Annotated in this window: 21 protein-coding genes and 2 pseudogenes; 12 read left to right on the forward strand and 11 right to left on the reverse strand. The window is 70.5% G+C overall.

Features of this window, described 5'->3' with window-relative positions; genetic code table 11:
- Window positions 1-82: 82 nt before the first annotated feature.
- A pseudogene (locus ACYVF7_RS03470) lies at window positions 83-741 on the forward strand (response regulator transcription factor).
- Window positions 738-1835 carry a sensor histidine kinase gene (locus ACYVF7_RS03475; RefSeq protein WP_460334719.1) on the forward strand — a complete coding sequence of 366 codons (1098 nt, stop codon included), beginning with the start codon at window positions 738-740 and terminating at the stop codon, window positions 1833-1835. Before ACYVF7_RS03470 ends, ACYVF7_RS03475 begins: the two are co-directional and overlap by 4 nt.
- 23 nt (window positions 1836-1858) lie before the next feature.
- On the opposite strand, the gene ACYVF7_RS03480 is transcribed toward ACYVF7_RS03475, so the two are convergent.
- Together ACYVF7_RS03480 and ACYVF7_RS03485 are read right to left on the reverse strand one after the other, a co-directional pair.
- Window positions 1859-3088 carry a hypothetical protein gene (locus tag ACYVF7_RS03480; protein WP_460334722.1) on the reverse strand — a complete coding sequence of 410 codons (1230 nt, stop codon included), beginning with the start codon at window positions 3086-3088 and terminating at the stop codon, window positions 1859-1861.
- A gap of 144 nt (window positions 3089-3232) precedes the next feature.
- The gene (locus ACYVF7_RS03485; protein WP_460334725.1) at window positions 3233-3697 is read right to left on the reverse strand and encodes a DNA-processing protein DprA; all 465 of its coding nucleotides are present in this window, start codon (window positions 3695-3697) and stop codon (window positions 3233-3235) included.
- Window positions 3698-3769: 72 nt separating this feature from the next.
- Here ACYVF7_RS03485 and ACYVF7_RS03490 point away from each other — a divergent pair, with 72 nt between their 5' ends.
- From ACYVF7_RS03490 to ACYVF7_RS03500, 3 genes are all read left to right on the forward strand, one after another.
- A complete protein-coding gene (locus ACYVF7_RS03490) occupies window positions 3770-4120 on the forward strand; it encodes a hypothetical protein (protein ID WP_460334728.1) in 351 nt (116 codons plus the stop codon).
- Window positions 4121-4478: 358 nt separating this feature from the next.
- Window positions 4479-4607, forward strand: a complete 129-nt coding sequence (locus tag ACYVF7_RS03495) for a hypothetical protein (RefSeq protein ID WP_460334731.1) — start codon at window positions 4479-4481, stop codon at window positions 4605-4607.
- Between the two features lie 3 nt (window positions 4608-4610).
- On the forward strand, window positions 4611-5783 hold the full coding sequence (locus ACYVF7_RS03500; RefSeq protein ID WP_460334733.1) for a methyltransferase domain-containing protein: 1173 nt from the start codon (window positions 4611-4613) through the stop codon (window positions 5781-5783).
- Between the two features lie 29 nt (window positions 5784-5812).
- On the opposite strand, the gene ACYVF7_RS03505 is transcribed toward ACYVF7_RS03500, so the two are convergent.
- Window positions 5813-6637, reverse strand: coding sequence for an alpha/beta fold hydrolase (locus tag ACYVF7_RS03505; protein ID WP_460334736.1), 825 nt, complete (start codon window positions 6635-6637; stop codon window positions 5813-5815).
- Window positions 6638-6666: 29 nt separating this feature from the next.
- On the opposite strand from ACYVF7_RS03505, the gene ACYVF7_RS03510 reads away from it, so the two are divergent.
- Window positions 6667-7830 carry an acyl-CoA dehydrogenase family protein gene (locus ACYVF7_RS03510; protein WP_460334739.1) on the forward strand — a complete coding sequence of 388 codons (1164 nt, stop codon included), beginning with the start codon at window positions 6667-6669 and terminating at the stop codon, window positions 7828-7830.
- A 6-nt stretch (window positions 7831-7836) separates the two neighbouring features.
- Here ACYVF7_RS03510 and ACYVF7_RS03515 read toward each other — a convergent pair whose 3' ends face one another.
- Window positions 7837-8064 carry a hypothetical protein gene (locus tag ACYVF7_RS03515; RefSeq protein WP_460334742.1) on the reverse strand — a complete coding sequence of 76 codons (228 nt, stop codon included), beginning with the start codon at window positions 8062-8064 and terminating at the stop codon, window positions 7837-7839.
- 103 nt (window positions 8065-8167) lie between these two features.
- Window positions 8168-8728 (reverse strand): hypothetical protein, encoded by a 561-nt coding sequence (locus ACYVF7_RS03520; protein WP_460334745.1) that lies wholly within the window; start codon window positions 8726-8728, stop codon window positions 8168-8170.
- A 200-nt stretch (window positions 8729-8928) separates the two neighbouring features.
- On the opposite strand from ACYVF7_RS03520, the gene ACYVF7_RS03525 reads away from it, so the two are divergent.
- Window positions 8929-9876: a GlxA family transcriptional regulator gene (locus tag ACYVF7_RS03525; protein ID WP_460334748.1), complete on the forward strand. Its 948-nt coding sequence runs from the start codon at window positions 8929-8931 to the stop codon at window positions 9874-9876.
- A 14-nt stretch (window positions 9877-9890) separates the two neighbouring features.
- Here ACYVF7_RS03525 and bla read toward each other — a convergent pair whose 3' ends face one another.
- Both bla and ACYVF7_RS03535 read right to left on the reverse strand, forming a co-directional pair.
- Window positions 9891-10838, reverse strand: coding sequence for a class A beta-lactamase (gene bla, locus ACYVF7_RS03530; RefSeq protein WP_460334751.1), 948 nt, complete (start codon window positions 10836-10838; stop codon window positions 9891-9893).
- A gap of 154 nt (window positions 10839-10992) precedes the next feature.
- Window positions 10993-13797, reverse strand: coding sequence for a D-alanyl-D-alanine carboxypeptidase family protein (locus ACYVF7_RS03535; protein ID WP_460334754.1), 2805 nt, complete (start codon window positions 13795-13797; stop codon window positions 10993-10995).
- A 296-nt stretch (window positions 13798-14093) separates the two neighbouring features.
- Here ACYVF7_RS03535 and ACYVF7_RS03540 point away from each other — a divergent pair, with 296 nt between their 5' ends.
- Complete coding sequence (locus ACYVF7_RS03540) at window positions 14094-16817, forward strand: SpoIIE family protein phosphatase (RefSeq protein ID WP_460334757.1); 2724 nt, start codon at window positions 14094-14096, stop codon at window positions 16815-16817.
- Between the two features lie 9 nt (window positions 16818-16826).
- On the opposite strand, the gene ACYVF7_RS03545 is transcribed toward ACYVF7_RS03540, so the two are convergent.
- Both ACYVF7_RS03545 and ACYVF7_RS03550 read right to left on the reverse strand, forming a co-directional pair.
- Window positions 16827-17585, reverse strand: coding sequence for a hypothetical protein (locus tag ACYVF7_RS03545; protein ID WP_460334760.1), 759 nt, complete (start codon window positions 17583-17585; stop codon window positions 16827-16829).
- A gap of 208 nt (window positions 17586-17793) precedes the next feature.
- Window positions 17794-19953 carry a hypothetical protein gene (locus tag ACYVF7_RS03550; protein WP_460334763.1) on the reverse strand — a complete coding sequence of 720 codons (2160 nt, stop codon included), beginning with the start codon at window positions 19951-19953 and terminating at the stop codon, window positions 17794-17796.
- Window positions 19954-20188: 235 nt separating this feature from the next.
- Between ACYVF7_RS03550 and ACYVF7_RS03555 the strand changes: the two genes are divergently transcribed.
- Window positions 20189-21868 (forward strand): helicase-related protein, encoded by a 1680-nt coding sequence (locus ACYVF7_RS03555; RefSeq protein WP_460334766.1) that lies wholly within the window; start codon window positions 20189-20191, stop codon window positions 21866-21868.
- A gap of 160 nt (window positions 21869-22028) precedes the next feature.
- Here ACYVF7_RS03555 and ACYVF7_RS03560 read toward each other — a convergent pair whose 3' ends face one another.
- On the reverse strand, window positions 22029-22847 hold the full coding sequence (locus ACYVF7_RS03560; protein ID WP_460334769.1) for a dienelactone hydrolase family protein: 819 nt from the start codon (window positions 22845-22847) through the stop codon (window positions 22029-22031).
- Window positions 22848-23166: 319 nt separating this feature from the next.
- On the opposite strand from ACYVF7_RS03560, the gene ACYVF7_RS03565 reads away from it, so the two are divergent.
- Complete coding sequence (locus ACYVF7_RS03565) at window positions 23167-23589, forward strand: cupin domain-containing protein (protein ID WP_460334772.1); 423 nt, start codon at window positions 23167-23169, stop codon at window positions 23587-23589.
- 33 nt (window positions 23590-23622) lie between these two features.
- On the opposite strand, the gene ACYVF7_RS03570 is transcribed toward ACYVF7_RS03565, so the two are convergent.
- The gene (locus ACYVF7_RS03570) at window positions 23623-24591 is read right to left on the reverse strand and encodes a cyclase family protein (protein ID WP_460334775.1); all 969 of its coding nucleotides are present in this window, start codon (window positions 24589-24591) and stop codon (window positions 23623-23625) included.
- A 167-nt stretch (window positions 24592-24758) separates the two neighbouring features.
- On the opposite strand from ACYVF7_RS03570, the pseudogene ACYVF7_RS03575 reads away from it, so the two are divergent.
- Window positions 24759-24893 (forward strand): annotated as a pseudogene (locus tag ACYVF7_RS03575) (universal stress protein); the annotation flags it as partial.
- A 213-nt stretch (window positions 24894-25106) separates the two neighbouring features.
- The gene (locus tag ACYVF7_RS03580; RefSeq protein ID WP_460334778.1) at window positions 25107-26435 is read left to right on the forward strand and encodes an MFS transporter; all 1329 of its coding nucleotides are present in this window, start codon (window positions 25107-25109) and stop codon (window positions 26433-26435) included.
- Window position 26436 lies beyond the last annotated feature (1 nt).

Consider the following 26436-nt stretch of genomic DNA (forward strand, 5'->3'; position numbering starts at 1 on the left):
TCTGGCATCGTCAACGCATGGCACCTCGACCCGGCGGCCGGTCCGGCCGCCCCGCCCGTACGACGACCGGCGGTGAGCGGCGGTGAGGGTCCTCGTCGTCGAGGACTTCGAAGTCCTCGCCCGCTCCATCGGAACCGGGCTGCGCCGCGAGGGCATGGCCGTCGACGTCGTCCTGGACGGAACCGCCGCCCTCGACCGCCTGGCCGTCACCCGCTACGAGGTGGTGATCCTCGACCGCGACCTGCCCGGCGTCCACGGGGACGAGATCTGCCGGCAACTCGCCCACGGCCGCGCCGAGACCCGCGTACTGATGCTCACCGCCTCCGACACGATCGAGGACCGCGTCGACGGGCTCGGCCTCGGCGCCGACGACTACCTGCCCAAGCCGTTCGCGTTCGCCGAACTGGTCGCCCGCGTCCGTGCCCTGGCCCGCCGCGCCACCCCGCCACTACCGCCCACCCTGGCATGCGGGGACGTCACCCTCGATCCGGCCCGCCGCACCGCGTTCCGGGCCGGCGCCTTGAGCTGAGCCCCAAGGAGTTCGCCCTGCTCGAATGCCTGCTCGCCGCACCCGGCCTGGTCATCTCCGCCGAGGAACTACTCGAACGCGTCTGGGACGAGGCCGCCGACCCCTTCAGCAGCGCCGTCAAGCACACCATGCACCGGTTGCGGGCCAAGCTCGGCGACCCGCCCGTGATCGAGACCGTCCGCGAAGGCGGCTACCGCATCGGATCGTCATGACGTCCCCGCAGCTCGCCAGAAGGTCCTTGCAGACGCGGCTCGCGCTCGCCTACGCGGCGGGCATCTACGCCGCCGGGGTCTTCGTGCTCGTACTCGTCGACGTTCCGCTCGCCGACGTCCAGTCGACCAAACCGAAAGGCGACCCCTCATCACCCGTGATCACGGGGCACGGAATCAGCCTGCCTCGACTCCTCGCGGGATCCGCCGTCGCCCTGGTCATCCTGATTCCCGTCGCCCTGGCCCTCGGCTGGTTCGTCGCCGGCCGGTTCCTGCACCCGCTGCGCGCCATCACCGCCACCGCCAGAATCATCTCCGCCGGCGACCTCCACCGGCGCCTCGACCTCGGCGAGCCCACGGACGAGCTGACCGAGCTCGGCCACACCCTCGACGACCTGTTCGCCCGCCTGCAAGCCTCCTTCGACGCCCAGCGCCACTTCGTCGCCAACGCCTCCCACGAGCTGCGCACCCCCCTCGCCGGCCTGCGCACCCTCCTCGAAGTCGCCCTCGCCGACCCCGACGCCGACGCCGACACCCTGCGCTCGGCCTGCCAGGAGGCCCTCGCCCTCGGCGGACACCAGGAACGGCTCGTCAGGGCACTCCTCGTCCTCGCCACCAGCGAGCGCGGAATCTCCCGCTGGGACGCCGTCGACCTCGCCCAAGTCGCCGGAGAAGTGCTCACCTCCCGCCGCGACCGGGCAACGGAGAGAGGCATTGACCTCGCCGAACACCTGACGCCCGCAGTGACGGCCGGGGACCCGAGACTGATCGAAAGCCTCGTCGCCAACCTCATCGACAACGCCATCCGCCACAACCACGCAGGCGGGCACGTAGGAATCACCACGCAGACCGTCGGCACGCAGGTGGCCCTAACGGTCACCAACAGCGGGCCGGTCATCCCCGATGATCAGATCCAGCGCCTCTTTCAGCCCTTCCAGAAACTCGCGCCCGACCGTAACGGCTACGGTCTCGGCCTCGCCATCGTCAACGCCGTCACCCAAGCCCACCACGCCACCCTCACCGCCGGCGCACGCCCCGAAGGCGGCCTGTCCATCACCGTACGGTTCGCGCACGCATCTCCTCCGAACCTTCTCTGACGACTGGGGGACGACAAGGCCGGCTAGGTTCCAGCGATCAGAGCGTTGTGCATGTGGTCGTCCAGCTCGGCCACGAACCGCTCATTACGCCAGGCACTGAGGGTAAGACGCGCCTCGCGTACCCGCTGGGCGGGCACCCGTCCGCGTGTGCTCGCCGTCAGGTCCACGCACTCGTGGAGGAGTTGGACGGCGGCCGTGGGCTCGTCGAGACGGATACGCGCCATCGCTCTGTCGGTGAGGACGATGCCTCGCTGTACGGCGTCCCGTGGCTGCCGGAGCGTGCTCGCCGAGTCGGCGAACTGGCTTTCAGCCTTGGCGGGGTCTCCGGCGTAGAGGTGGCAGAGTCCCTCGAAGCCTTGTAGCCGTCCGGCGTCGAAGCTCCCTGGCGCGGGATCGTCGGCGTCGGCACGGTCGACCTCGTGCGACGCGATGTGCAGCGCGGTGAAGGCACGGCGCATGTCGTCGGCTCGCGCGCTCATCTCGGCTCGCAGGGCGTACGCGCGGGCGCGAACGAGGGCACTGCAGCCCTGGTTTGCGTCCCGTACGGCCTCGTCCGCGATCGACTGGGCCTTATCGAGGTCTCCCGTCGAGTACAGCGTCACCATGGTCTGGCTGGTGCGCACCATCGCGCGGCGCCACGGGTCCGGTAGCTGGTTGGCGGCGGCCAGGGCCTCGGCGTAGAAGCCGGTCGATGACGGGTCGTCGTAGGTCTCGAAGGCCAGGCGGGCGGCGAGGGTGCATGCGCTGCTGGAGATCGCAAGCAGCTGATCGCGTAGGTCGTCGGGTACCGGTCCGGCGAGGATCGTGCGGCACGACTCGATGATCGGTACGAGTCCGAGCTGAAGTCGTACGAACGGCACTGCGCCGATGCGGCCGTTCAGGCCGGCGACGGCCGTGCCCAGTTGTGCGATCAACTCGTCGTCGGCGCGGCGCGGATCGGCCAGCGCTGGCATGAGGGACGCCATGAGGTTCGGGCTGAGGAAGGCGAGCAGGCCGCTGGTGCCGCTTGTCAGCGCGTCGGCCACCAGATCGCGAAGCTCCGATATCCGGGGTGCCTCGATCCCGTACATGGCGAACACGGTCATGAGCTGATCGAAGTCCGAGCCGGGGCCGAGCGCGGTCGTCCCGCCCTGATCGGCGTAGACGCGGGCCAACAGGAGTTGATAGCGCTCGCCAGGACGTACCGCCTCGTTCTCCCAGCGCGCGATGGTCCGCTGAATGGTGCTCAGACGAGCCTGGGCGACCGTGGGCATGTGAAGTCGGCGGGCGGCATTTCTTAATGCGCGAGCCTGGTCCAGCAGGGACCAGCCCCGGCCTATACGCAAGGTACGCAGGCGCTGGGAGGCTCGCGTCCTCTCCGGTGGCGTCACGGCATCAGTACAGCATGTAACCGCCGGTTAGACGGGCACGATGAGACGAGGCTTTCCCTGCTCGGCCGCGTAGTTCGCCGTGTACCAGGTGCCGCGCGTTTGATCCACGCCATGCGGGAACGCGATCACGAATTGACTCCGGTCCACCATCCAGCGATTTCGGTGGTGGTACGCCTCGGCCGAAGGATGGTCCGAGTGTCGTAGTTCGATCAATTCGCCGAGCCGTCCCTTGGCCAGCGCAGTCGCTATCGCCTGGCGTGCTTCGGGAGGCTGATCAGCGGCCGTACCGGGCACTGCCACCGTGATCTTTGACCTTGCCTCGGTCACGAGCCAGAGAAGGGCAAGGGAGTCGATGCCGACCGCGCCTCCGATGTAAAAGTGCGCTGCCGGGTCGGCGAATGGCGCAAGGTACTCAGCGAATACCGCCTTGTACTCTCCGAGCGGCCGGTGTCCCGTCGTGCGGGTGCCGGTGATCGTGATCGCTACTGGCATGCCATGCCTCCTACCACATGCCATCGGATGTCATCTGCCGACCATCCGGTCTCGAAGAGTTCCATCAGCTCCATGACAGCCCAAGAGTCATCGCAGTCGATCCCCGAGGTGCTCAGCCCAACGGGGGAACAGCACGAGCGCGAGATTCGCCTGCTGACGGACCTGGTGCGGGAACTGGTCGGCTTCGGGTTCCAGGTCGGGATGAGTGACGCGGGTCCGGCCGTGTTCATCCGCTCGGCCACGGGGCGGCTTGTCGTCGTGATCGCGGTGAGCGGTGACTACTTCGAGTGGAAGTCGGGGGATGACAGTCACCTGGTGACGGATCCGGCTGGTGCGGCTGCTGCCATTGCCGCTCATGTCTGGACACGGGCGGGCGATGCATGGGCGACACGACGGTCGGGGACTCCGGGTGAGTCGTCGTGAGCCTCGTGTCCCCCGATCCGACGACGATGGCGATCTTGACGAACCGCTTTCCGGGGGTGCTCCTGTGGTTCGGGGAGTCGACCAGGTCGTGGTGGGCGATGGTGTGGGTGTCCTGGGGCTGGCGGCTGGTGGAGGCGACAGACGTCGAGGAGTTGACGCGGGCGATCATTCAGGCGGACACCTGGCCGCGTCCGCCCGCCCATCCTCGGCGCACTGGCCATCACCTGGAGGGCAGGCTTCACCTGTCGTCGAACACCGAGTCGACCCGGGCTGACCTTCCTGCACTGGGGTGGCCATTACAGCCACCGATCTATACCAGCGCCGCAAAGGCGCAACGAATCGGAGATGGGAGGTGAGCATGGGCAGGCACGGTGGAGGCAACAGCGACGGCAACACGCCGACGGACGGCAGGGACCCCCAGGGCGGCAAGCGCGGCACCGGCGGCGACACCAACGACAACCCGAGCGACGGCAAGAGAGGTAAGTAAGCGATGACATCCCCTGACCCGCGTGCACGCGCCGGAAGCCTCGCTGACCTGCTCGCGGGTCAAGGGGACCTCACCGATGAGCGGTGGCGGCAAGCGCTGGTGGAGGTGCCCCGGCACCTGTTCGTGCCAGATGTTGCCTGGGCGAACCCGGACGGTCCTGCTCCTGGATACCCGGTCGACCGGGCCGGTGACGAAACGACCTGGTGGGAGGCCGTTTACTCCGACGCGTCGTTGGTGACGCAACGCGACGACGGCCGTTCAGATGTGCTGGGCGATGGGCTGGCCAGTTCGTCCTGTTCGGCTCCAGGGGCGGTCTTCGCATTCCTGGAGTCGCTCAGGGTCAAGGATCACGATCGGGTCCTGGAGATCGGTACGGGAACCGGTTGGACGGCGGCGCTATTGTCGCATCGCATCGGCGACCAGAACGTGACCACCATCGAAATCGATCCGGTGCTGGCGGAACGGGCGGCGGCGAACCTCAACGCGGCCGGATACGCGCCCCGCCTGGTCGTCGGTGACGGTGCCGAGGGGTGGCCGGACGGTGCGCCCTTCGATCGTGTCCACGTGACATGCGCGGTCGCGACGATCCCGTACGCCTGGGTGGAGCAGACCCGTCCGGGTGGGCTGATCCTCACCCCCTATAGTCCCGGCTACGGGTACGGCTGGCTGGCAAGCCTGGTCGTCGTCGGCGACGGAACGGCCGTCGGACGGTTTCCGAGTTCAGCCGGGTACATGTTGTTGCGCTCGCAGCGCCCGGCACGCGGGGCCGCGTTCGACTGGGTGCACGAGTCGGATGACCCGGCCGAGTCGACGACCCGTCTCGACCCGCGGCACCTGCACGACGACACCGACGCGGACCTTTCCATCTGCGCCGGCGTTCCCGGCGTGCACAAGCGTCTCTACTACGACGAGGAGACGGGCTCCGGGGAGGCGACATTCTGGGTGCTCGACAATGCCGGCCACCATGGGTCCTGGGCATCGGTGGACTACGTGCCCGGAAAGACCGAGTTCCTCGTCCAACAGCATGGGCCGCGCCGCCTGTGGGACGAAGTCTCCGAGGCGTACCTCCGGTGGCTGTCCCTCGGACGTCCGGCCCGCGATCGGTTCGGGCTGACGGTCTCACCGGAAGGCGAACGCGTGTGGCTTGATGACCCGATCGACCTGGTCGGACCGTAGCGGGCGCACCTCAAGGGGCGGGCGACGCGTTACTGCTGGGCAGGAGCGTCCGGTGCGTCGGTGAGGAACGCCGTGACGAGGGCGCTCGCGTGGGGCCGGCACTCCTCGAAGTAGGCGTGCCGGGCGCCGGGAAGGATCCGCGTCCGGCTGTCGCGGATGCGGGCCGCGAGCAGCGGGGCGTTGGCCGCCGAGGTGAGTCGGTCCTGGTCGCCGTGCAGGATGAGCGTCGGGGTGCCGATGTGGGGGAGCGCGTCCCAGGCGTCGTGACGGTTACTGGCCAGCAGGTGGCCGCGCCGGGCGTACGGGGGCATGTCCGGGTCGCCGAGCGTCGTGTACGGGCCGGGGTGTTTCGCCGACCAGGCCGGGGTGTACATCAGGTCCAGGAGGGCACGCCGCGACGACTCCGGGTCCGCCTGGGCCAGAGCGCGCCGCACCGAGGCGTCCCGCTCGATCGCGTGCGGGCCGCCGGGAGACGTGCACCCCAGAACGAGGCGCCGGACCCGGGCCGGATGGCGGGCCGCGACCCACTGGGCGACGCGGCCGCCCATGGAGGTCCCGTAGACGTCGGCCCGCTCGGTCCCCAGGTCGTCGAGGACCGCGATGACATCCTCGGCGAACACTTCGGTGGAGTAGCCGTCCTCGGGCTTGCCGCTGTTTCCGGTGCCGCGGTAGTCCAGGGTGATGGTGCGATGCGTGGCGTGGAAGTCCTCGCGTACGCCGTCCCACCAATGGTGGTTGTTCGCCTGCCCGGCCAGGAGCACCAACGGGTATCCGGCGCCCTCGTACTGGTAGGCCAGGAGCGTGCCGTCGTGGGCGCGAGTGGACGCGTGATGGCGCTGGTCGTCGACTGTCATGCTTTCCTGCCGGGTGAGTGAGGAGAACGATGAGCACTGTGGACATCCTGTCGGAGGACGAGCGGTTCATCGTCGGCACCGTGCGCGACTTCGTCGACCGGGACGTCAAGCCCGTCGTCCGGGAGCTCGAGCACGCGAACACCTACCCCGAAGCCCTGATCGAGCAGATGAAACGGCTCGGCGTCTTCGGCCTGGCCATTCCCGGCGAGTACGGCGGGACCCCGGTCTCCACGCCGTGCTACGTGCTCATCACCGAGGAACTCGCCCGTGGGTGGATGAGCCTGGCCGGCGCGATGGGCGGGCACACCGTGGTCGCCAAGCTGCTCCTGCACTTCGGCACCGAGGAGCAGAAGCGCCACTACCTGCCGAAGATGGCCACCGGCGAGATCCGGGCGACCATGGCCCTGACCGAACCCGGTGGCGGTTCGGACCTGCAGGCCATGCGCACCGTCGCCCGTAGGGACCCGGACGGCTACCTGGTCAACGGGTCCAAGACCTGGATCACGAACTCGCGCCGGTCGCAGCTGATCGCCCTGCTGTGCAAGACCGACCCGGACGCCGAGCCCGCCCACGCGGGCATCTCGATCCTCCTCGTCGAGCACGGCCCCGGGCTCACCATCTCCCGCGACCTGCCCAAACTCGGCTACAAGGGCGTCGAGAGCTGCGAGCTGGTCTTCGAGGACCATCGCGCGGGCCCGGACGCCGTCCTCGGCGGCGTCGAGGGCCAGGGATTCACGCAGATGATGAAGGGGCTGGAGACCGGGCGACTCCAGGTCGCCGCCCGCGCACTCGGCGTGGGCCGGGCCGCGCTGGAGGACTCCCTCGCCTACGCCCAGGAACGTGAGGCGTTCGGGAAGCCGATCTGGCAGCACCAGTCGATCGGCAACTACCTCGCCGACATGGCCACCTCCTTGTCGGCGGCTCGGCAGCTCACTCTGCACGCCGCCCGGGAGGCCGACGCCGGACGCCGCGTCGACATGGAGGCGGGCATGGCCAAGCTCTTCGCGTCCGAGACCGCCATGCGGATCGCGCTGGACGCCGTACGCGTCCACGGCGGATACGGGTACTCCACCGAGTTCGACGTCGAGCGCTACTTCCGCGACGCGCCGCTGATGATCGTCGGTGAGGGCACCAACGAGATCCAGCGCAACGTCATCGTCCGCCAGCTCATCGCCCGCGGCGGCCTGGACTGACGAACCTCACGAGCTCCGTGCCACGGCGCCCGTCTCCTCGCTCGGCCTCCGAGCCTCGGTGCGGCCCAGCGCGCGGAGCGCGAGCATGCCGCCGATGCCGGGGATGACGGAGCGCACCACGATTCCGGTGGTACGGGCCGGGTCGCGCCAGGTGACGAGGATGCCGAAGAGCCAGGCCATGCCGTGGACGGGGCCGAAAAGCGCGGCGATCTGGTGCACGTCCACGGTCGCCATGTTGACGAGCAGGACGGCGAGGCTGACCAGTTCGACGGTCGCGGAGACGCGCAGCGGCCGACGCGTGGGCCGTGCTGCCGGGGTGACGGTCGCGGCGATGGGGTCACACTCCAGTGGTGGAGCCGGGGCGGACGATCATCAGGACGGTGACCGTGGCCCACAGCAGGTTGAAGGTTCCGGTCAGCATGCCCAGCCGCCGGATCTGGGCGCGCCCGACGCGTACCGCGGCCGTCACGGTGCCGGCGCCGTCCCCGCCCCGGTCGGCGCCGGTGCCGGTGCCGGTGCCGGTGCCGGTGTCGCTCGGGTCGGCGCTGGAACCGCCCCCGCTCAGGCTGGCGATGGTCGCTTCCTGAGCCGGGAGGACCAGCAGCGCGAGTACGAGGGCGGCGGCGCCGGTCAGGATGATCGAGATGATCAGCCACGGGGTGCCCAGGACGTGCAGGCTGCTGGCGGTCGCGAAGCCGAAGACGGGGACGGCCAGGCCGACGACGGCGTAGGCGCGGCAGATGCGGTGCAGCAGCCGTACGGCGGTGACTCCTTCGGACGGGTCGGGTGCGTCGGCGGCCCTGCGGACTATGGCGGGGAACATGCTGCCCGCGACCGCGACCGGGCCCACGGCGATGACCGCCGCGAGTACGTGGAGGATGAGGAGGATCTTGGTCATCGCCGGGTGTGCGCCTTCGGTCGTTCCGCCATTGCCGCGTTCACGGTAGGAGAGGCGGCGGGCACTAGCCAGCGGCTGGATTGACATATTCCACCGGGTTCTCGCCAACTCGCTGACCTGGGCAGAAACCGAGCAGCGGCCGCTACCGCCGACACAGGGCGGGATTACGCGTTGGCTGGAACCGGGCGTACGCTGCGCTTGTGCATACCGTGGCGATTCTGGTGCTGGATCATACGGTGGCCTACGACATGGCCATTCCGATCGAGGTGTTCGGCCGGGTCCGACTGCCGGACGGGCGTCGTCCGTACCGGGTGCAGACGTGCGGGACGCAGCCTCAGGTGCCGACCGAGATCTTCACCATTCACACCCAGTGGGGGCTGGAAGCCCTCGCGGACGCCGACACGATCATCGTGCCGGGTCGCAGCGAGAACGCAGGTCCGCCGCCGGTCGAGGCCCTGGAGGCGCTGCGGGACGCGGCCGCGCGCGGCACGCGCATCGCCTCGATCTGCGGCGGTTCCTTCATCCTGGCCGCCACCGGCCTGCTGGACGGGCTGGCCGCGACCACGCACTGGATCGCCACGGACCTTTTCGCCGAGATGTTCCCGAAGGTCGACGTGCGGCCGGACGTGCTGTACGTGGACAACGGGCAGTTGCTCACCTCGGCCGGCGCGTCCGCGGGACTGGACCTGTGCCTGCACATGGTCCGTCGCGATCTGGGCTCGGCCGTCGCGGCGGACGCCGCCCGGCTGGCCGTCACGCCGCTGGAGCGCGAGGGCGGCCAGGCCCAGTACATCGTCCACGAGCAACCGCCGGTGCCCCGCGGCTCGCTGCTGGAGCCGACGCTGACCTGGATCGAGGACCACCTGAAGGAGGACATCACCCTCGAGGCCATGGCCGCCCGCTGCGGTATGAGCACGCGCACCTTCAGCCGCCGCTTCCGCGAGCACACCGGCACCACCCCGCTGCAGTGGCTGCTGCGCGCTCGGGTCCGACGGGCGCAGTACCTGCTCGAGCACACCGACCACTCCGTGGAGCGGATCGCCACCCAGGCCGGCTTCGGATCCGCGACGGCCTTCCGCGAACGCTTCAAGCGCGTCGCCGGTACGACCCCGCAGGCCTACCGAGCCGCCTTCCGCAGCTCCGGCTGACCGGTCACGCCCGGTCAGGCGAGAGCGGAGACGATCTGCTTCGTCGCTTCGGCGATCAGGGCGTCTACCGGCGGGGTGCTGTATCCGGACCGGTCGGACATGATGGCCAGCACGATCGGGGCGGCGCCCCGCGGCCACACGATGGCGATGTCGTTGGCCCGGCCGTAGTCGCCGGTTCCGGTCTTGTCGACCGCGGTCCAGCCCTGAGGCAGCCCTGCCCGGATGCGTTTGGCGCCGACGCCCTTGACGCTGACGCCCTTGGTGCCGGGTGTGAGCCAGCCTTTGAGCAGGGCGCGCTCGTCGGCGGTCAGCGCGTCGCCGAGCACGAGTTTCTGGTAGTCGGCGGCGATCGCCCGGGGAGTGGTGGTGTCGCGCGGGTCCTGCGGACGGACTCTGTTCAGTTCGGGCTCGTAGCCGTCCATACGGCTGACGGCGTCTCCGAGTCCGCGCAGGTAGGCGGTCAGCTGTGCCGGGCCGCCGATGTCGCGCATCAGCAGGTTGCCGGCGGTACCGTCGCTGAAGCGGATGGCGGCGTCGCACAGTTCCCGGATGGTCATTCCGGTCGCGATGTGCTTCTCAGTGATCGGCGAGATCGAGTTGACGTCGGCCTTGGTGTAGGTGACGCGCTTGTCCAGGTGACCGAGTGGGTTCCGATGCAGGACCGCCGCCGCGGCGAGTGTCTTGAAGGTGGAGCAGAGCGCGAACCGTTCATCCGCGCGGTAGGCCACCGTGGCGCCGGTACCGGTCGCCAGGGCGAACACGCCCAGGCGGGCCTTGTGCTTGCGCTCGAGCGCCGCGAACCGCGAAGCGTCCGGCGGTCCGGCGGCGCCTGAAGATCGACCGCCCGGTACCGGGGAGGACCCGGAGGCTGAGCGATGACCTGTGCCGCACCCCGCCAGCGGCAGGAGGACGGCGGCGGCCAGCAGAGCACGGCGGGGCGGGCCGGACCGTTCGAACGACATCAGGCGGCACCTGCTTTCACTCGCCCGGGATCCCGGGCCGGATGGACGACGATGCCGCCGAGCCGGCCGTCGGCGGCACGACCTGATCGGGGCGGCCGTCGGCGGCCCCGATCAGGACGGCCGTACGACCGGCCGTGGAGTGGCTCCATCGCGGTCAGCGGAGGCGCAGCAGCCGGTTGAGGATGGACGGCGGGTGCAGCTCGCGGTCGAGGGCCAGCGGGATGACCGCGCTGCCCGCCGTCACGGCGCCGAGCCGCGTGCCGTCGGCGGCGTGGCGCGGTGGATCCCCGGTGACGTGGACCGGCACGGTGAGCCCGCCCCAGCCGACCACCGTGACCGGGGTGGTCGCGCGCAGCGGAGTGCGCCCGCCCAGACCGTCGTCGACCATCGCGACCTGCGTGCCCGCCGGGGCCAGCGTCGCCGAGGTCAGCGCGTTCTCAGCGGCGACGAGCAGCGGCTGCGCGGCCTCGATCGCGCCCATCGCGCTCGGGGACTGCTGGCCCATGACGGCGCCGACGATCATGGTGGTGACGTGTCCCGTCCGCTTGCGGGCGGCGAAGACGAAGTTGCCGCCCGCCGCGTCGGTGTAGCCCGTCTTACCGCCGACCACGCCGTGGCGCCCGACCAGGACGTTGCCGGCGGCACGCGGCGCCCGCCCGTCGTTGGGCACGTACGTGCGGAGGCTCACGACCTCGGCGAAGGCCGGGATCTTCATCGCCGCGGTCAGCAGCTTGACCTGGTCGGCGGCGGTGCTGACGGTGTGCGAGTCGTACCCGCTGGGATCGGTGTAGGTGGTGTTGGTCATCCCCAGCGATCGCGCGGCCGCGTTCATCTTCGCCACGAACGCCTGCTCATTGCCCACGTCCCAGCGGCCCAGCTCGTGCGCGATGTTGTTCGCCGACACGAGCAGAAGCGCCTCCAACGCCTTGTGCTCGGTGAACGCCTGCCCCGCGACGACCTCGACGAGCGACTCGCCCCGCTCCTTGCGCATCGGAAGCTGGGCGGCCTCCTGCCGCGAGATCCGGTACGTGGGACCGTCCGTACCCCGCTGCAGCGGATGGTCGTTCAGGAAGACGTACGCGGTCATCACCTTCGCCACGCTGGCGGTCGGGGTCGGCGTCTCCCCGCCGGACGACCCCATGGTCCCCAGCCCGTCCACGTACAGGGTCGCCTGCCCCTGCTGCGGCCAGGGGAGCACGGGAGCGGCGCCACCGAAGGTGTGCTTGGTGGCCGTCAGCGTGAGACGCAGCGTCGGCGTGGGCATCGGCCGTACGAACTGGCCGGTCACCACCACCCCCGCCAGCAGCACCAGCACCACGGCGACGATCCAGCCTGTACGCCGCCGCTTGCGCCGCGGCTTCTCCGCGGGCGCTTCCGAAGGAGCCTGCGCGGGCGCCAGGGCGAGCGGCTCCGCCACGGGCGGCCGGGCGGTCTCGCGCGGGGGCGTCGCAATGGTGGAGGGGATCGCTGGCGGTGGCTCCGCTGCGGGCGGCCAGGTGGTCTCGCGCGGGGGCGTCGCGATGGTGGGGATCGCCGGCGGTGGCTCCGCTGCGGGCGGCCGGGCGGTCTCGCGCGGGGGCGTCGCGATGGTGGGGATCGCCGGCGGTGGCTCCGCCACGGGCCGTCGGGCGGTCTCAGTCGGAGGCGTCGCGACGCTGGAGGGGAGCGTCAGCCGCGGCGGCTCCATCACCGGCGGCCGGGCGGTCTCGCGCGGAGGCATCGCGATGGTGGGGGGCATCGTCAGCGGCGGCTCTCCCATGGGCGGCCGGGCCGTCTCGCGCGCAGGCATCGCCGGCGGCGGCTCCGCCAGGGGCAGCCGGGACGTCTCACGCGGAGGCATCGCCGGCGGCTCCGCCACGGGCGGCCGGGACGTCTCCGGCCGAGGCGTCGTGGGCGGCCTCGTCGGCGGCGGTGGTGCCGGCGTGTACGCCGTCGCCGCGGCCGGGGGTGGCGAGACCATCGGCACGCCGTCCCGCTGCGTCGTACTCGCCAATCCGCCCTGGCCGAACGGACGGACCTCGGGGCGCGCCTCTTCGACCGTGCGAGGAGGCGTCGGGTGTGCGGGGGCGGACGGGCGTTTCGCGGGCGTGAACCACGTAGAGGACTCCGGCGCTCCGCGGTCCGGGGCCGGAGGAGCGGTCGCGTCGGACGACGGCGGGACCGACTCCGTCTCGCCCTGACCGTCGGTGCCTCCCGAACTCCACCATGGGGCCTCTGGAGTGGCCCGCGTAGGCCGCGTCTCTTCCGAGGAGGGACGACTGGGAGCGGGCGGGCTGGACTCCGTGTCGGCCGTCCGCTTCTTGGGAAACGCCGAACGACGCAGGTCCGAGACCGTGATGTCGGACGCGGCGGGCGAGTACGGCTTGGGAGGCAGCCGGAACTCCGCGGTGGCCGTCCGGCCGTCCTCCTGGTCCTCTTCGCCGGAGTCCGGCCCCTCGGGTTCGTCAGGGTTCGCCGTGGCGTCCTCAGGGGCCGGCGTGTCCTCAGAGGCCGTGGTGTCGGGAGAGGCCGTGGCCTCCTCAGGGACGGTGCTGTCCTCAGAGGCCGTGGCCTCCTCAGGGACGGTGTCGTCCTCAGAGGCCTGGGTGTCCTCCGGTGCCGCCGTGTCGTCGTCGCCAGAGGTGGCGTCGGCCTCGGCGGACGGCTCGAGCTCCTCCTGCCGCTCGTCTTCGGCGTCAGCCTCGTCCTCTTCTTCGGCAGCGGTCGCCTCGGACGGATCGTCCGGCTCCGCCTCCGCGTCGGCCTCCGCCTCCGCCGCCTTCGCCTCCGCGTCGGCCGCCATCTCGGCCTCCGGGACACGCTCGGACGCGGACTGGCTCAGTGCCTCGGAGTCGGTACCCGTGCGTTCCTCGGCACCGGTGTCCGGAGCCTCTGTCCGCGGCGCGGGATCGTCCTGTGGTGGTGTCCCGGAGGTCTCGTGCTGCGCGTCGTTGTCCGGCTCATGTGACGCACCGTCCACGGCGCGACCTCCTCGACTTCATGACCAGGCAGATGGGAGGGGATGACCGGGCCGGTGGCCCGCGAACGATCTCACCGACGCCCCTCCTACGCCTGTGAAGATGCGCGGCTGGGGGAAAAGGTTCACGGGCCTACGGGATCTTGATCCGATCGTTGGCCGGAGCGGGTTTCCCGGAACGCGGAGCGGGTCCGTTTGGGCTGGTAGTGCAGTGTTATGAATGGGACATGAAGGCATCTTCCTGGCGATACCGGATGGCGCCCCGCCATTCGCCCGCCGGGCGTCCACGTGATCATCGCGTGGCCCTGCTGAACCCGCGCAGTGTCGCCGGGCAGGTGTTCCTTCTCCAGGTCGTGATCGTCGTACTGCTGGTCGCGGCCGCGGTGACGATGGAGCTGATTCAGGCGGCGTACGACGCCCTGCGGCAGGGCCGTCGCGAGTCGGTCATCGCGGCCCAGACGTTCGCGAACGCAGCCGGCCTGGTCCAGGCGCTGCGCGGCCGGAACCCGACGGCGGAGCTGCAGCCGCGCGCCGAGGCGGCCCGGAAGCGGGCGGGCGTGGACTTCATCGTCGTCATGAACACCCAGGGGATCCGCCTCACGTACCCGTACCCGCAGTACATCGGGAAGAAGTTCGTCGGCGACATCCGGCCGTCGCTGCAGGGCCGCACCATCATCGAGCAGGCGGGCGGGCCGCCCCTGCCGGCGGGCCGGGGAACGGACGTCCAGGCGGTGGTCCCGGTGACCGATGACGGCGGGTCGGTCGTCGGCGTGGTGTCCGCCGGGCTCACGGTCAGGAACGTGGCGAGAGAGTGGATGCCGCAGGTGCCACTCACCCTTGGCAGCGGTGCGGCCGCGCTGGCGCTGGCCGCCGGCGGGACGGCGCTGGTGTACCGGCGGCTGCGCCGGCAGACGCATGGCCTGGAGCCGGCGGAGATGACGCGGATGTACGAGCACCACGACGCGGTCCTGCACGCGGTGCGGGAAGGAGTATTGATCGTCGATGCCGACGGGCGGCTGGTGCTGGCCAACGACGAGGCGAATCGGCTGTTGGGCCTGCCGGCCGATGCGGAGGGACGGTCGGTGCGGGAGCTGGGGCTCCCGGAGCAGACGTCGCGCTTGCTGGTGTCGGGCGAGCCGGTCACGGACGAGGTGCACGTGGCCGACGACCGGTTGCTGGCGGTGAACAAGCGTCCGACGTTCCTGAGGGGCGTACAGGGCGGCAGCGTGGTGACGTTGCGGGACACGACCGAGCTGGCGACCGTGTCCGGGCGGGCGGAAGTGGCGCGGGAGCGGCTGAAGCTCCTGTACGAGGCAGGGATCCGGATCGGAACGACGCTGGACGTGGTGCGTGAGACGCAGGAGCTGGCTCAGGTGGCCGTACCGCTGTTCGCCGACCTCGTCACGGTGGATCTACTGGAAGCGGTGATGCGCGGGGAGGAGCCGACGCCGGAGAGACGGCGGCACCTGCGACGTGCGGCGATCACCGGTGAGCTGTCGATGCTGTGCTCGGTGGGCGAACAGATCACGTTCTCGTCGGTGACGCCGCAGGCACGAGCGTTGGCGCAGGGGCACGGGATACTGGCCGCGGACCTGAGGCAGGCGCGGGGGTGGCAGGAGCAGGACCCGGACCGCGTCCTGCGGGCACTGGAACAGGGAGTGCACTCGCTCGTGACCGTGCCACTGCAGGCGCGGGGTGTGCCACTGGGCGTGGCGAGCTTCTACCGGGTGGGGGAGACGCCGGCGTTCGAGCACGAGGACGTGTTGGTCGCGGAGGAGCTGGCCGCGCGGGCGGGGGTGGCCGTCGACAACGCGCGGCGCTTCACCCGGGAGCACACGATGGCGGTCACGCTGCAGCGGAGTCTGCTGCCGCGAGGACAGCCGGAGCAGGACGCGCTGGAGGTGGCCTGGCGGTATCTGCCCGCGGAGGCGGGAGTGGGCGGGGACTGGTTCGACCTCATCCCGCTGCCGGGGGCACGAGTGGCACTGGCGATGGGCGACGTCGTCGGTCACGGACTGCACGCGGCCGTGACCATGGGGCGGCTGCGCACCGCGGCGCACAACTTCGCCTCGCTCGACCTCCCCGTGGACGAGGTCCTCGCGCACCTGGACGAGCTGGTCGCGCGCATGGACAACGAGGAGGGCGCCGACGAGATCGCGGAAGGCCACAGCGGCGCCGAGGTGACGGGAGCGACGTGTCTGTACGCGATCTACGACCCGGTGACAGGCGTATGCACGATCGGCCGTGCGGGACACCCCGACCCGGCGGTGGTGTACCCGGACGGAGCGGTCACCTGCCCGGACGTCCCGGCCTCGCCTCCGCTCGGACTCGGCGGTTACCCCTTCGAGACCGCCGAGCTGCGCCTGCCGGAGGGCTCCCGACTGGTGCTGTACACCGACGGGCTGGTCGAGGACCGGACCCGCGACCTCGACAGCAGGCTGGACGATCTGCGCCGGACGCTGGAGCGGACCGACGGACACACTCCGGAGGAGACGTGCCAGGCGGTGATCGACGCGATCGTGCCGGCACATCCCGCCGATGACATCGCGCTGCTGGTGGCGCTCACCCGGTTGCTCCCGCGGTCGCGCGTGGCCGAATGGGACGTGCCGGTCGACGCGTCGAAGGTCGGCTCGGTGCGGGCCCGCTGCGCGGAGAAACTGGGCGAGTGGGGGCTGGAGGAGGTCGTCTTCACGACGGAAGTGATCATCAGCGAGCTGGTCACGAACGCGATCCGGTACGGTTCTCCGCCGATCAGGGTGCGGCTGCTGTACGAGCGCCATCTGACCTGTGAGGTGTCGGACCGGAGCAGCACCTCACCGCGTCTGCGGCGCGCGGCGACCATGGACGAAGGCGGGCGGGGGCTGTTCCTCGTGGCGCAGCTCGCTCAGCGATGGGGAACGCGGTACACCTCCGCCGGCAAGGTCATCTGGGCCGAACAGGACCTGGGCGACGGCGCGTCCCCCGTACGGGGCGGCACGCTGGCCGACGTTCTCCTCGAGCAGTTCGACGATGCCACCCACTGAGCGGAGTGCTCAGCGGCGGTACACGTTGGTCGGCACGGCGACCTGGAACGGTTGCTCGTACTCCGTGAAGGTCAGGATTCCGCTGCCCTTCTTCGTCGGCGCGAGGCGCAACGGGTACGGCTTTCCCGTGGTCGCCACGTACAGCCAGCCGCTCGGATCGCGGACGCCGATGGCGGGCCGTCCCGCGATGGTCGTCGGCTTTCCCTTGATGAGCTTTCCCGACGGCTTGATGATCTTGGCGAACCCGGCCGGCGTGAAGTCCAGGCCGTGCGCGGACGCCTCGCGGGCCGAGCCGAGCAGCATCCATTTGTCGCCGACCTTGGCGGCCGCACCCGACCCGACCGTGGACTGGACGAGCTGCCGGCCCTTGCCGTAGACCTTGCCGCCGGCCCGGAGAATCGTGAACGGGACCGTACGGCCGCCGCCGATCGGGCCGCGTAGGGAGCCCTTGAACCCGGCGCGTCCGGTCCGCATGTCGATGGTGATCACATCCCCGCCGCTGCGTACGCGGCCCTTGAGGTGCACCGACGTGGCGGCGCGCAGGGCGGCGAGCGAATCGGACACGATCCGTGCCGCCGACTTCGCCGCCACGCCGTTGTTCGCGGGCGCCGCCGAGGAAGGAGCGGTCGAGGTGGGAGCGGCCGAGGGACGGCCGGACGAGGCCGAGCCCTTGCCCGACCCCATCGGGTTGTTGCACGCTCCGGTCAGCAGCACGGCGGACGTCGCGGCCAACGCGACGCCCAGCCGACCAGCGGATGTCTTCGGCACGGCTACTCCATCGGCAAAGGATCGTCCTCCGTGGAAATACGTCCGGCAGCCTAGTGATCAACGAAGCGCTTTATCCCTAAATGCCGAGAATGCCGCAAAGACAGTTGAGCTGGACGAAGGGACATTTCAAGCGTTTATTGGCGAATTGCAGTTGTGCGACCCGGTACGACGAGCCCGGGCGGGCGAGGCGCTCGCCCGGGCCGCGCGGTCAGATCGCCCTGCTGAGGCCCTCCCAGCGCACCCGCCAGCCGTCGGCGGGAAAACCCGGAGCGTGCCGATCGGCTCCGCCGTCCCATCCCGCGCACATCAGCGCGACGGCGTACAGCAGCCCGCCCGCGCTTGGGAAGTACGGCGAGGGCACCCCACTCCTGCCGCTGGCCGGCAACCCCTGCTCGGTGAAGCCGAACTTGGGATGCAGCAGGAAGTCGACCGCCCGGCCGGGATCGCCCAGCCGGGCGGCGTTCATCGCCAGCAGCGGGAAGTCCCAGGCGTACAGGTCGTCGACCGGCCAGCTCCGGTACACCTGCTGCGCGGTCGCCCGCATCGTCGGCACGTCGACGCCGTCGCCGGGCAACATCGCGTACGGGGCGATCGGGTCCGGGTGGTCCGTCGCGTGTTCGGTCCACATGTCCTGGACGCCCTCGTACAGCACGTACTTGCCGTCCTGGACCGGTAGGGGCGCGAGTCCGGCCAGGACGTCCTCCCACTCCTTCTCGGGAGCGAGGCCCAGACGCCTGCGCCAGATCCCGGCGACCCGAAGCCCGAAGCGCCAGTACGAGGTCTCGACGATCGGGTTCTCGGTGACCAGGGGGTCGGAGTGCTCGTTCGCGGGGATCGCCGGCGGCCCGACGATGTAGCGGCCGCTCGCCGGGTCGAGGAAGGCGAAGGAGGCCAGGAAGTCGGCGGTGGCGAAGACGACGTCGCGCCACTTGCGCAGCGTCGCGCGGCTGGGATGCGCCCGGTAGTCCAGCTCCGCGAAGAAGATCGGGTGCGGCTGCTGCCACAGCAGCAGCCCGTTCTGCAGGCCGGGGGACTCCCGCCCCTCGGGACCGGTCATCTTGGGCCAGCGGGCGCCGCGGAAGCCCTGTTGCCGGGCCCGCTCCAGCGAGGACGGCAGGAGCTCGCGGTAGACGCCGAGGCTGCGGTCCAGCAGCGGCCAGCGGTTCCACAGCGCCAGGTGCGCGCTGTGCCACACCACCATCTCCATGTGGAACTTGCCGTACCAGCCGTTGTTGACCAGGCCGGACTCCTGCGGCGGGTACTGTCCGCTCTCGTTGACCGCCAGGGAGTACTGGCTGCGTACGATGCGGCGCTCCAGCTCCTCCCAGCGGGGGTCGGCGCTGCCGGACAGGTCGACGGCGCCGCCCGAGCGCCAGAAGGCCGGCCACCACGCGGAGGCGACCTTCGCCACCGCCGCCGGCGGCGGGGCGACCGCCCGCGCGTCCTCCGGCGTGAACAGGCAGGTCAGCTCCAGTTGCGGGCCTCGGGCGCCGGTGAGGGTGTAGCGGTGGACTCCGCCGTCCCCGCGCCGCAGCTCGCCGCCCTCCCGGTTCCAGGTCAGCGCCGTGTGGTACGTGGTGGCGTCCATGCGGTGCGTGATGCGCGCCCGCGAAGGTCCCTGGACGCTCAGCTCGGTGACGTGGGCGTCGGGGCGATCCCAGATCCCGACGAACGGCGCGCTGAACTTGCCCTGCCCCTTGGAGGTCGCGTACGGGAAGTCCACGTACACCGTCAGCCGTCCGGCCTGGACCAGCGGGGAGTCGACGCGTACCGCGATCGCGTCCAGCGTGGGATGGCAGATCGTCTCGACCGTGACCGGGGCGCCGTCGAAGGTGAACCGGCTGTGGAGCGTTCCCGTCCACAGGTCGAGGCGCTGGCGCCGGTCGGTGAGGTCGGCTTCGGTCGCCTCGCGCCCGGCGGCGGTGCGCAGTGACAGGCCGATCCGGGCAAGGTTGATCTTGTGCGGGTTCTCCCTGAGCCAGTTGTACAGCTCCGGCTGCCCCGCCTGGTCGGTCCAGTAGGAGACCTGGCGGCCGTGGGTGTCCCACGGCGTGCCCTTGTAGTCCTCGACCTTCTTGCCCGCGGGCAGGGCGTCCTCGTGCCAGCCCCACTGGGCCATCGTGGCGAACGGCAAGAACGTCTGCAGGCCCGTGATGTCGGCCCCGAACGCGATGTTGCCGTTGCCGACCTGGAGCGGGAGTTCCGGATCGCTGGAGGTGCGTTCGATGGCGTGCCGCGCCACCAGCGCCTCGCGGTCGATGCGTCCACCCTGCGAGGCCTGGGCGGCTCTCGCCGCCGGGTCACCGAGGAACACCGACGTGGCGGCGGTGCCGACCGCTCCCTTGAGTACCGTCCTGCGCTTGATCAACGAGCCCTCCTCGGAGCGCCGGGAGGGGGTAGGGAAAACCTTTTCCCACCGTCACCGGCGAACCTGATGGCCATGGTAGACCGGAGGGGGTGCCTTCTGAAAGCGCTTTCTGGTGCCGGATCACGCGCAGATGCCGACGGACCGCGCGCCGTTCCCCAGGATCTCCTCATGAGAATGTCGGTCCCTCTCACTACCTTCACTGCTGTCTGTAATCACGCGACCACGGGGAGGAAGTGTGACGGATCGGAAATCCGCTCGCGAGCGTCGTCAGGCCAGGCAGGAGAGATCACGTCGCCTGCGCGGCCTGGAGCGTGAGGCGGCGGCCCGGGCCCGGGTGCGCCTCGCGTCGCGGGCGACACCACCGGAGCGGGTGGTGCTACGCCTGGGGCCCACCAACTCCGGCAAGACCCACGACGCGATCGAGTTCCTCGTCGCACAGGCCCAGCTTGGGCTGTCGGGTACGTACGCCGCTCCGCTGCGGATGCTCGCCCGGGAGGTCTACGAACGGCTGTGCGCACGCCTTCCCCGCGAGCGCGTCGGTCTCGTGACCGGTGAAGAGCGGATCAACCCGCAGGCCGATGTCGTCTCCTGCACCGCCGAGTCCGCGCGCACCGGCGGCGACGTGCTCGTGATCGATGAGGCGCATTGGCTCGCCGATCCCGATCGGGGTCATGCCTGGACCCGGCTCCTGCTGTCCGGCTCGCACCGTTACATCCATGTCGCGGCCGCCGCCGAAGCGGGCACCATCCTGCGCACCGCCCTCGCGCAGGCGGGCCACCTCGAGATCGCGCAGCACTCGCGATATGCCGAACTCGCGCACGCACCCGCGATGGGCCCGGAAACGATCCCCGCCTGCTCGGCCGTGGTCGCGTTCAGCCGCAGGGCGGTGCTGGCCCTGCACCGCGAGCTGATCGATCACGGTCGCAGCGCCACCGTCCTGTATGGAGCCATGCCTCCTGGGGCGCGCCGGGAGCAGGTTCAGCGACTGGTCACGGGCGAGGTCGAAGTGATCGTCACAACGGACGTCATCGGGCACGGGATCAATCTGCCGCTGCGTGCGGTGGCCTTCGCCGAGACCGGCAAGTTCGACGGCAAAGAGCGGCGTCCGCTTCGACTGTGGGAAGCGGCCCAGATATCCGGACGAGCCGGACGGCGAGGCTGCGCCGCCGGGGACGGCCTGGTCACGGTGTACGCCAGCGGCATCCCCGGGTTCTCGCCGGACGCCGAGATCGTCCGCGCCGCCGTCGCCGTGGCGAACGGCGCGCCCTCCGGCCTCTCCATCACCAGGGCGAGCCTGCGCCCGGACTGGTACGAGCTCGGCGACCCCACCCCGGCCGAGATCCCGCATGCCCTGAGCGGCTGGCGGAAAGCGGCCCGCCATGAGGCCTCAGCCCATCCCTGGTTGCGTCCCGCGCCGATCGACACCTTGCTCACGATGTGGCAAGTGGTCCGTGCCTCGGTCCACGCCCAAGCGACGGTGGACACTCCGTGGCCCGGCGACGGAGAAACGGTGTGGCGGCTCATGACCCTGCCGCTGGACGCGGACGGCGCCTTAGCCGAGATCGCCTCCGCGGTGCTAACCGACCGCTCCCTGCGGAGAATGCTCCGTCCCGACTCCGCGATCTCCCGGATGACCCTCGACGAGGCGGAGCACCATGCCGCGATCATGCGAGACCTGAGGTCGGCCGGTCGGTCCTTCGGCGTCGTCGGCGGCGTGGATCCCGAAGAGGCCGCGGCCGGAGAGGAGGCGGCGTCCCGTCGCATCGTCGAACTGGTCGCCCGGCGCAAGCCCCTCGCCGACGCGTCGGTCTGCGCGTCATGCGGCCGGCCGTGCGCCCCGTGGTTCCAGCGATGCGACGACTGTCACCTGGCCAGGTTCGACTGGTACGACGATGGTGATCCATTCGCCTGGTGACCGCGCTCGGGCCGTGGGCGGCCGGCGCACCTTTTCCGTGCGCCTGGCCACTTCACGTCGGTGCGGGCGGGACCGGACCGCGGCTTCGCCGATCGTCCTCCGGTCGTCGGCCGCGATGATCCTGGGCCCGTGTGGGGCGCCTATGCGGGCGCCCGCGCTGTCAGCCGACGAGCAGGCGTGCTCTGAACAGTTCGAGTACCTGGTCGAGCGCTTGCCGGGTCGGTTGGCCGGGTTCGTCGATGAGATGCTCCGTGAGGACCGAGTGCGGTCTCATCAGCCCGTCCGGGTTGGCGTCCGCGTCGTCGAGTTCGACTGCGACGAAGGCGTCGCCGAGTTGCCGGCGCAGGAAGTCGAAGCGCTCGTCGGGAACCAACCGGTCACTACGGAAACGGAGCCCGAGGACCTGGAGCCCGGCCGCGCAGCGGTCCTTCACGATCTGGAGATCGGCGGGGGAGATGTCGATCGTGGTGCGTTTCCGGCGAGTGATCGGCAGTGGCAGTGAGGGCTGCGAGAGCACCGGGGCGAGAAGCCGGTCGTCGGTGGCCATGGCCAGCGCGAATCCTCCGGTGAAGCACATCCCGACCGCGCCCACCCCCGGGCCGCCGCAACTGGCGTGTTCGTGCGCCGCCAGTGCACGGAGCCAGGTAATGATCGGTGAGGTCTTTCCCGTCGCGAGTATGACGAACTCACGGCGTACGCACAGCGGGAGCATCGCTCGTGCGGCGGTGCGTGCGGTACCGAGCCGGCCGTGGGCGTCCGGGCTCGGGTCGCGGCCGGCGACTCCGAACAGATCCGGCAGGACGACGGTCAGGCCGAGATCACGGACTCGCCGGGCGAACGCGGCCACCCCCGGCGTGATGCCAGGGATCTCGGCAAGCACGATCACTGCCGGACCGGACCCCGACCGCCACACGTCGAACGCGAGATCACCATGAGTGAAGGAGCCGCGGGCGAAATCGGCCAGATCATCATCCGACATCGTCAATCCCTTGTTCCGGCCCAGGTTCCTCACACCGGGTCAGGGCGCGACGTTACGGAAAATGAGCGCTTTATACAACAAGCGTCCCTGCGCATCGTCGAACCGGTCGCCCGGCCCAAGCCTCTCGCCACCGCGTCGCTCTGCGCGTCGTGCGGCCGGCCGTGCGCCCCGTGGTTCCAGCGCTGCGACGACTGTCACCACGCCAGGTTCGCCTGATACGACGACGATGATCCGTTCGCGTGGTGACCGCGCGGGTTGACCCACAATAGATACCTGGAGGTGGCTTTTGACGGCGCGACGAACCGATGGGGGTTTCCTGATGGCGGACGACTGGCACGGCGAGCTGTGGCACATCCGCGGGGCGCAGCTGACCGGGGACACCGGTCAGACCATGGGCATGACCCGGCTGGAGGCGATCTCCGGCAAGACGGTCGGCTCGTCGAAGCTCTGGACGGGCAAGACCCTGGTGGCGCCCTCCACCAGCTCCGGCGACCACCATCACGGCGACACGGAGACCTCGATCTACGTCGTGTCCGGCAACCCGGTGTTCGTCTTCGCCGACGGTGACACCGAGGTACGCCTGGAGACTGAGCCCGGCGACTTCATCTTCGTTCCGCCGTACGCTCCCCACCGCGAGGAGAATCCCGGCGACACCGAGGCGGTCGTCGTCATCTCGCGCAGCAGCCAGGAGGGCGTCGTGGTGAATCTGCCCAGTTTGTGGACGCCGGTCGACCGGTCATGACCGCGGGCGGCCCGCCGACCGTCGTGGGTGTGCCTACTTGACGGCGATGGGACTGACGGGGGAGCCGACGGCTCCGGTGACGGGCAACGGGGCGGCGGTGAGCCAGAACTCGTGGACGCCGTCGACCGCGCAGTCGTCGGCGAGCGCCTCCAGGTCCCACATCTCGCCGATCAGCAGTCCGATGTTGGGGATCACGACCTGGTGCAGCGGCTGGAAGGCGTGGTCGAATTCGTTCGGCCGGACCTCGAAGCCCCAGGTGTCGGTGGCGATGGCGGCGATCTCCGTACGGTGCAGCCACCCGGCGGTGGTGAACGACAGCCCCGGCGCGGGCCCTCCCGCGTAGTCCCCCCAGCCGTCGCGGCCCACTCGCGCCAGCTGCCCGGTCCGTACGAGGACGATGTCCCCGCGGCCGATCTCCACATCGTGCGCCGCGGCGGTCCCGGTGAGGTGCTCCTCGGTGATCGGGAACCCGTCCGGCAGCTCGCCCTGATCACCGATCACTCGGCCCACGTCCAGCAAGACGCCGCGTCCGGCCACGTGCGCGGCCATGTGCTCGATGCCGGTGACCAGGTCCCCGTCGGAGGTCACCACCTTCTCAGAGGCCCGGCCGTTCCATGCCTTGCCCCGATCGAAGATGTGCCCGAGCCCGTCCCACTGGGTGGAACACTGCAACGGCATCGCGATCACGTCGTCGGCGCAGCCGAACCGGTGGGGGAAGCCCTGGTGACCCAGCGCGGCGTCGGCACCCGTGTCGATCATGGTGTGCAGCGGATTGGTCCGGCGCCGCAAGCCCTTCTGCGGGCCGTTCATGTCGAATCGCTGCGACAGCGAGAAGCTCACGCCCCGCCGTACGAGGGCAGCGCCCTCGCGGCGCTTGGCCTCGGTGAGGAAGTTGAGGGTGCCGAGCACGTCATCCTCGCCCCAGCGCTCCCAGTTCGAGTACGCCTTGGCGGCCGCGGCGATCGCGCCCGCGGGATCCGTGCGATCGATACCCGCGCTCATGACCGCGGCTCCTCGGCGATGCGCCGGGTGCGCTGAACACGTACGGCGGGTTCTCGGCCGCCCGCCGGCCCTCGATCAGGGTCTCCTCCCACCGTTCCAGGATCGCGCATCACTGACGGCGTCGAGTCGGGGGCCCGGTCGTCAGGAGGTACTCACGAGCACATCTTCTTACCAGCGTGGAGCTGCTGGTGATCGGCGTGAAACGGCGTTCCCCGGTGGGCAAGGCGATGCTCGGCAGCCTCTCCCAGCAGCTCCTGCTGAACGCCGAGGTCCCCGTACTGGCCGTGAAGACACCGCGGTAAGCGACGTCATGACCGTCCCGGTCGAGTCATCGGGACGGTCATGGCCGGCCAGGAGACGCGACCCCCGCTCGCGATGTTGTTCTGAGGCAGAACTATACTGTTCTGAGACAGAACGAGTTAGGGGGCAGCGTGACCCTGTTGCGGGAGAGTCCGCGTCCGAGGGCCGTCAGGGAGCATCGGTGGGCGCCCTGGCTGGCGGTCTGCTCGGTATGCGTGGGCGCGTTCATGGGGCAACTGGACGCGAGCATCGTCACGCTGGCATACCCGGCCATCCAGCGAGAGTTCGGCGCTCCGCTGGCGTCGGTGCAGTGGGTGTCGCTGGGGTACCTGCTGGTGCTGGTCGGCCTGCTGGCGGCGGTGGGTCGGTTGGCCGACGCGGCCGGCCGCAAACTCGTCTACCTGCAGGGCTTCGTGGTGTTCACCGTCGCGTCGGCCGCGTGCGGGCTGGCGCCGTCCCTGGAATCGCTCGTGGTCTTCCGGCTGGTGCAGGCGGCCGGGGCGGCGATGTTGCAGGCGAACAGCGTCGCCCTCGTCAGTGCCAGCGTGCCACGTGAGCGGTTGCGCCAGGGGCTGGGGCTGCAGGCCGCCGGTCAGGCGTTGGGCCTCGCGCTCGGGCCGACCGCCGGGGGACTGCTGGTGGCCTCCGCGGGCTGGCGCTGGGTGTTCTGGATCAACGTGCCCGTCGGGTGCGCGGCGATCGTGGCCGGTCACTACCTGCTGCCTCGCACGCGCGAACGCAGCACCGTACGGCGTCTCGACTGGCCGGGGCTCCTGCTCCTCGCGACCGCCACGACCGCCCTGCTGGTCGCGCTGTCGGGCGCTTCGGGGCTGGGGCTGCCCGGTTCCGCGATCCTCGCCCTGCTGGGCCTGTCCGGTGCCGCGTGGATCGGGTTGTGGATCCGGGAACGGCGTGCGCGCTTCCCGCTCATCGATCCGGCTCTGCTCCGCGCTCCGGGGATGGCGACGGGGCTGTTCGGGGCGCTGTGCGGTTATCTGGTGCTGTTCGGGCCACTGGCGCTGATGCCGCAGATCCTGCCCGGCGGGGCGGCGCACGCCGGCTTGGTGCTGACGGCGTTGCCCGTCGGATTCGCGATCGCGGCTCTGGGTACCGACCGAGTCCTGCCGCGCCGGTGGGGGAACCGGGCCCGCGGCGTCGGCGGTGCGGCGGTCGCCCTGGCGGCCCTGGCGCTGCTGGTTCTGGCTCCGGCCGCGACCGGTCCGGTGGTCGTGCTGCTCGGACTGCTGGGAATCGGCCTGGGAGTGTTCATCCCGGCGAACAACACCGTGATCATGTCGGCCGTTCCGGCGCGGCTCTCCGGCACCGGCGGGGGAATGGTCAGCATGACCCGGGGGATCGGCACCGCGCTGGGCATCGCGCTGGTCACGTTCGCGCTGCACGTGGCGGGAAAGGACGCCGGCGGCGCGCGTACGGCGGTCGCGATGATGGCGGTCGCGGGCCTGGCGGCCATCGTGAGCGCCGCGTACGCCAGGTCCGGTCGACCGGGAACGGCGCGAAAGGTCTATCAAACCGAGCGACAATGAC

The sequence above is a fragment of the Actinoallomurus acanthiterrae genome, from assembly GCF_054775715.1.

Excerpts from the sequence above, each read along its gene's own strand:
- ACYVF7_RS03475 (WP_460334719.1), top strand. The coding sequence starts at position 738 with ATGACGTCCCCGCAGCTCGCCAGAAGGTCCTTGCAGACGCGGCTCGCG.
- ACYVF7_RS03480 (WP_460334722.1), bottom strand. The coding sequence starts at position 3,088 with ATGCCCACGGTCGCCCAGGCTCGTCTGAGCACCATTCAGCGGACCATC.
- ACYVF7_RS03485 (WP_460334725.1), bottom strand. The coding sequence starts at position 3,697 with ATGCCAGTAGCGATCACGATCACCGGCACCCGCACGACGGGACACCGG.
- ACYVF7_RS03490 (WP_460334728.1), top strand. The coding sequence starts at position 3,770 with ATGACAGCCCAAGAGTCATCGCAGTCGATCCCCGAGGTGCTCAGCCCA.
- ACYVF7_RS03495 (WP_460334731.1), top strand. The coding sequence starts at position 4,479 with ATGGGCAGGCACGGTGGAGGCAACAGCGACGGCAACACGCCGACGGAC.
- ACYVF7_RS03500 (WP_460334733.1), top strand. The coding sequence starts at position 4,611 with ATGACATCCCCTGACCCGCGTGCACGCGCCGGAAGCCTCGCTGACCTG.
- ACYVF7_RS03505 (WP_460334736.1), bottom strand. The coding sequence starts at position 6,637 with ATGACAGTCGACGACCAGCGCCATCACGCGTCCACTCGCGCCCACGAC.
- ACYVF7_RS03510 (WP_460334739.1), top strand. The coding sequence starts at position 6,667 with ATGAGCACTGTGGACATCCTGTCGGAGGACGAGCGGTTCATCGTCGGC.
- ACYVF7_RS03515 (WP_460334742.1), bottom strand. The coding sequence starts at position 8,064 with ATGGCGACCGTGGACGTGCACCAGATCGCCGCGCTTTTCGGCCCCGTC.
- ACYVF7_RS03520 (WP_460334745.1), bottom strand. The coding sequence starts at position 8,728 with ATGACCAAGATCCTCCTCATCCTCCACGTACTCGCGGCGGTCATCGCC.
- bla (WP_460334751.1), bottom strand. The coding sequence starts at position 10,838 with ATGTCGTTCGAACGGTCCGGCCCGCCCCGCCGTGCTCTGCTGGCCGCC.
- ACYVF7_RS03560 (WP_460334769.1), bottom strand. The coding sequence starts at position 22,847 with ATGTCGGATGATGATCTGGCCGATTTCGCCCGCGGCTCCTTCACTCAT.
- ACYVF7_RS03565 (WP_460334772.1), top strand. The coding sequence starts at position 23,167 with ATGGCGGACGACTGGCACGGCGAGCTGTGGCACATCCGCGGGGCGCAG.
- ACYVF7_RS03570 (WP_460334775.1), bottom strand. The coding sequence starts at position 24,591 with ATGAGCGCGGGTATCGATCGCACGGATCCCGCGGGCGCGATCGCCGCG.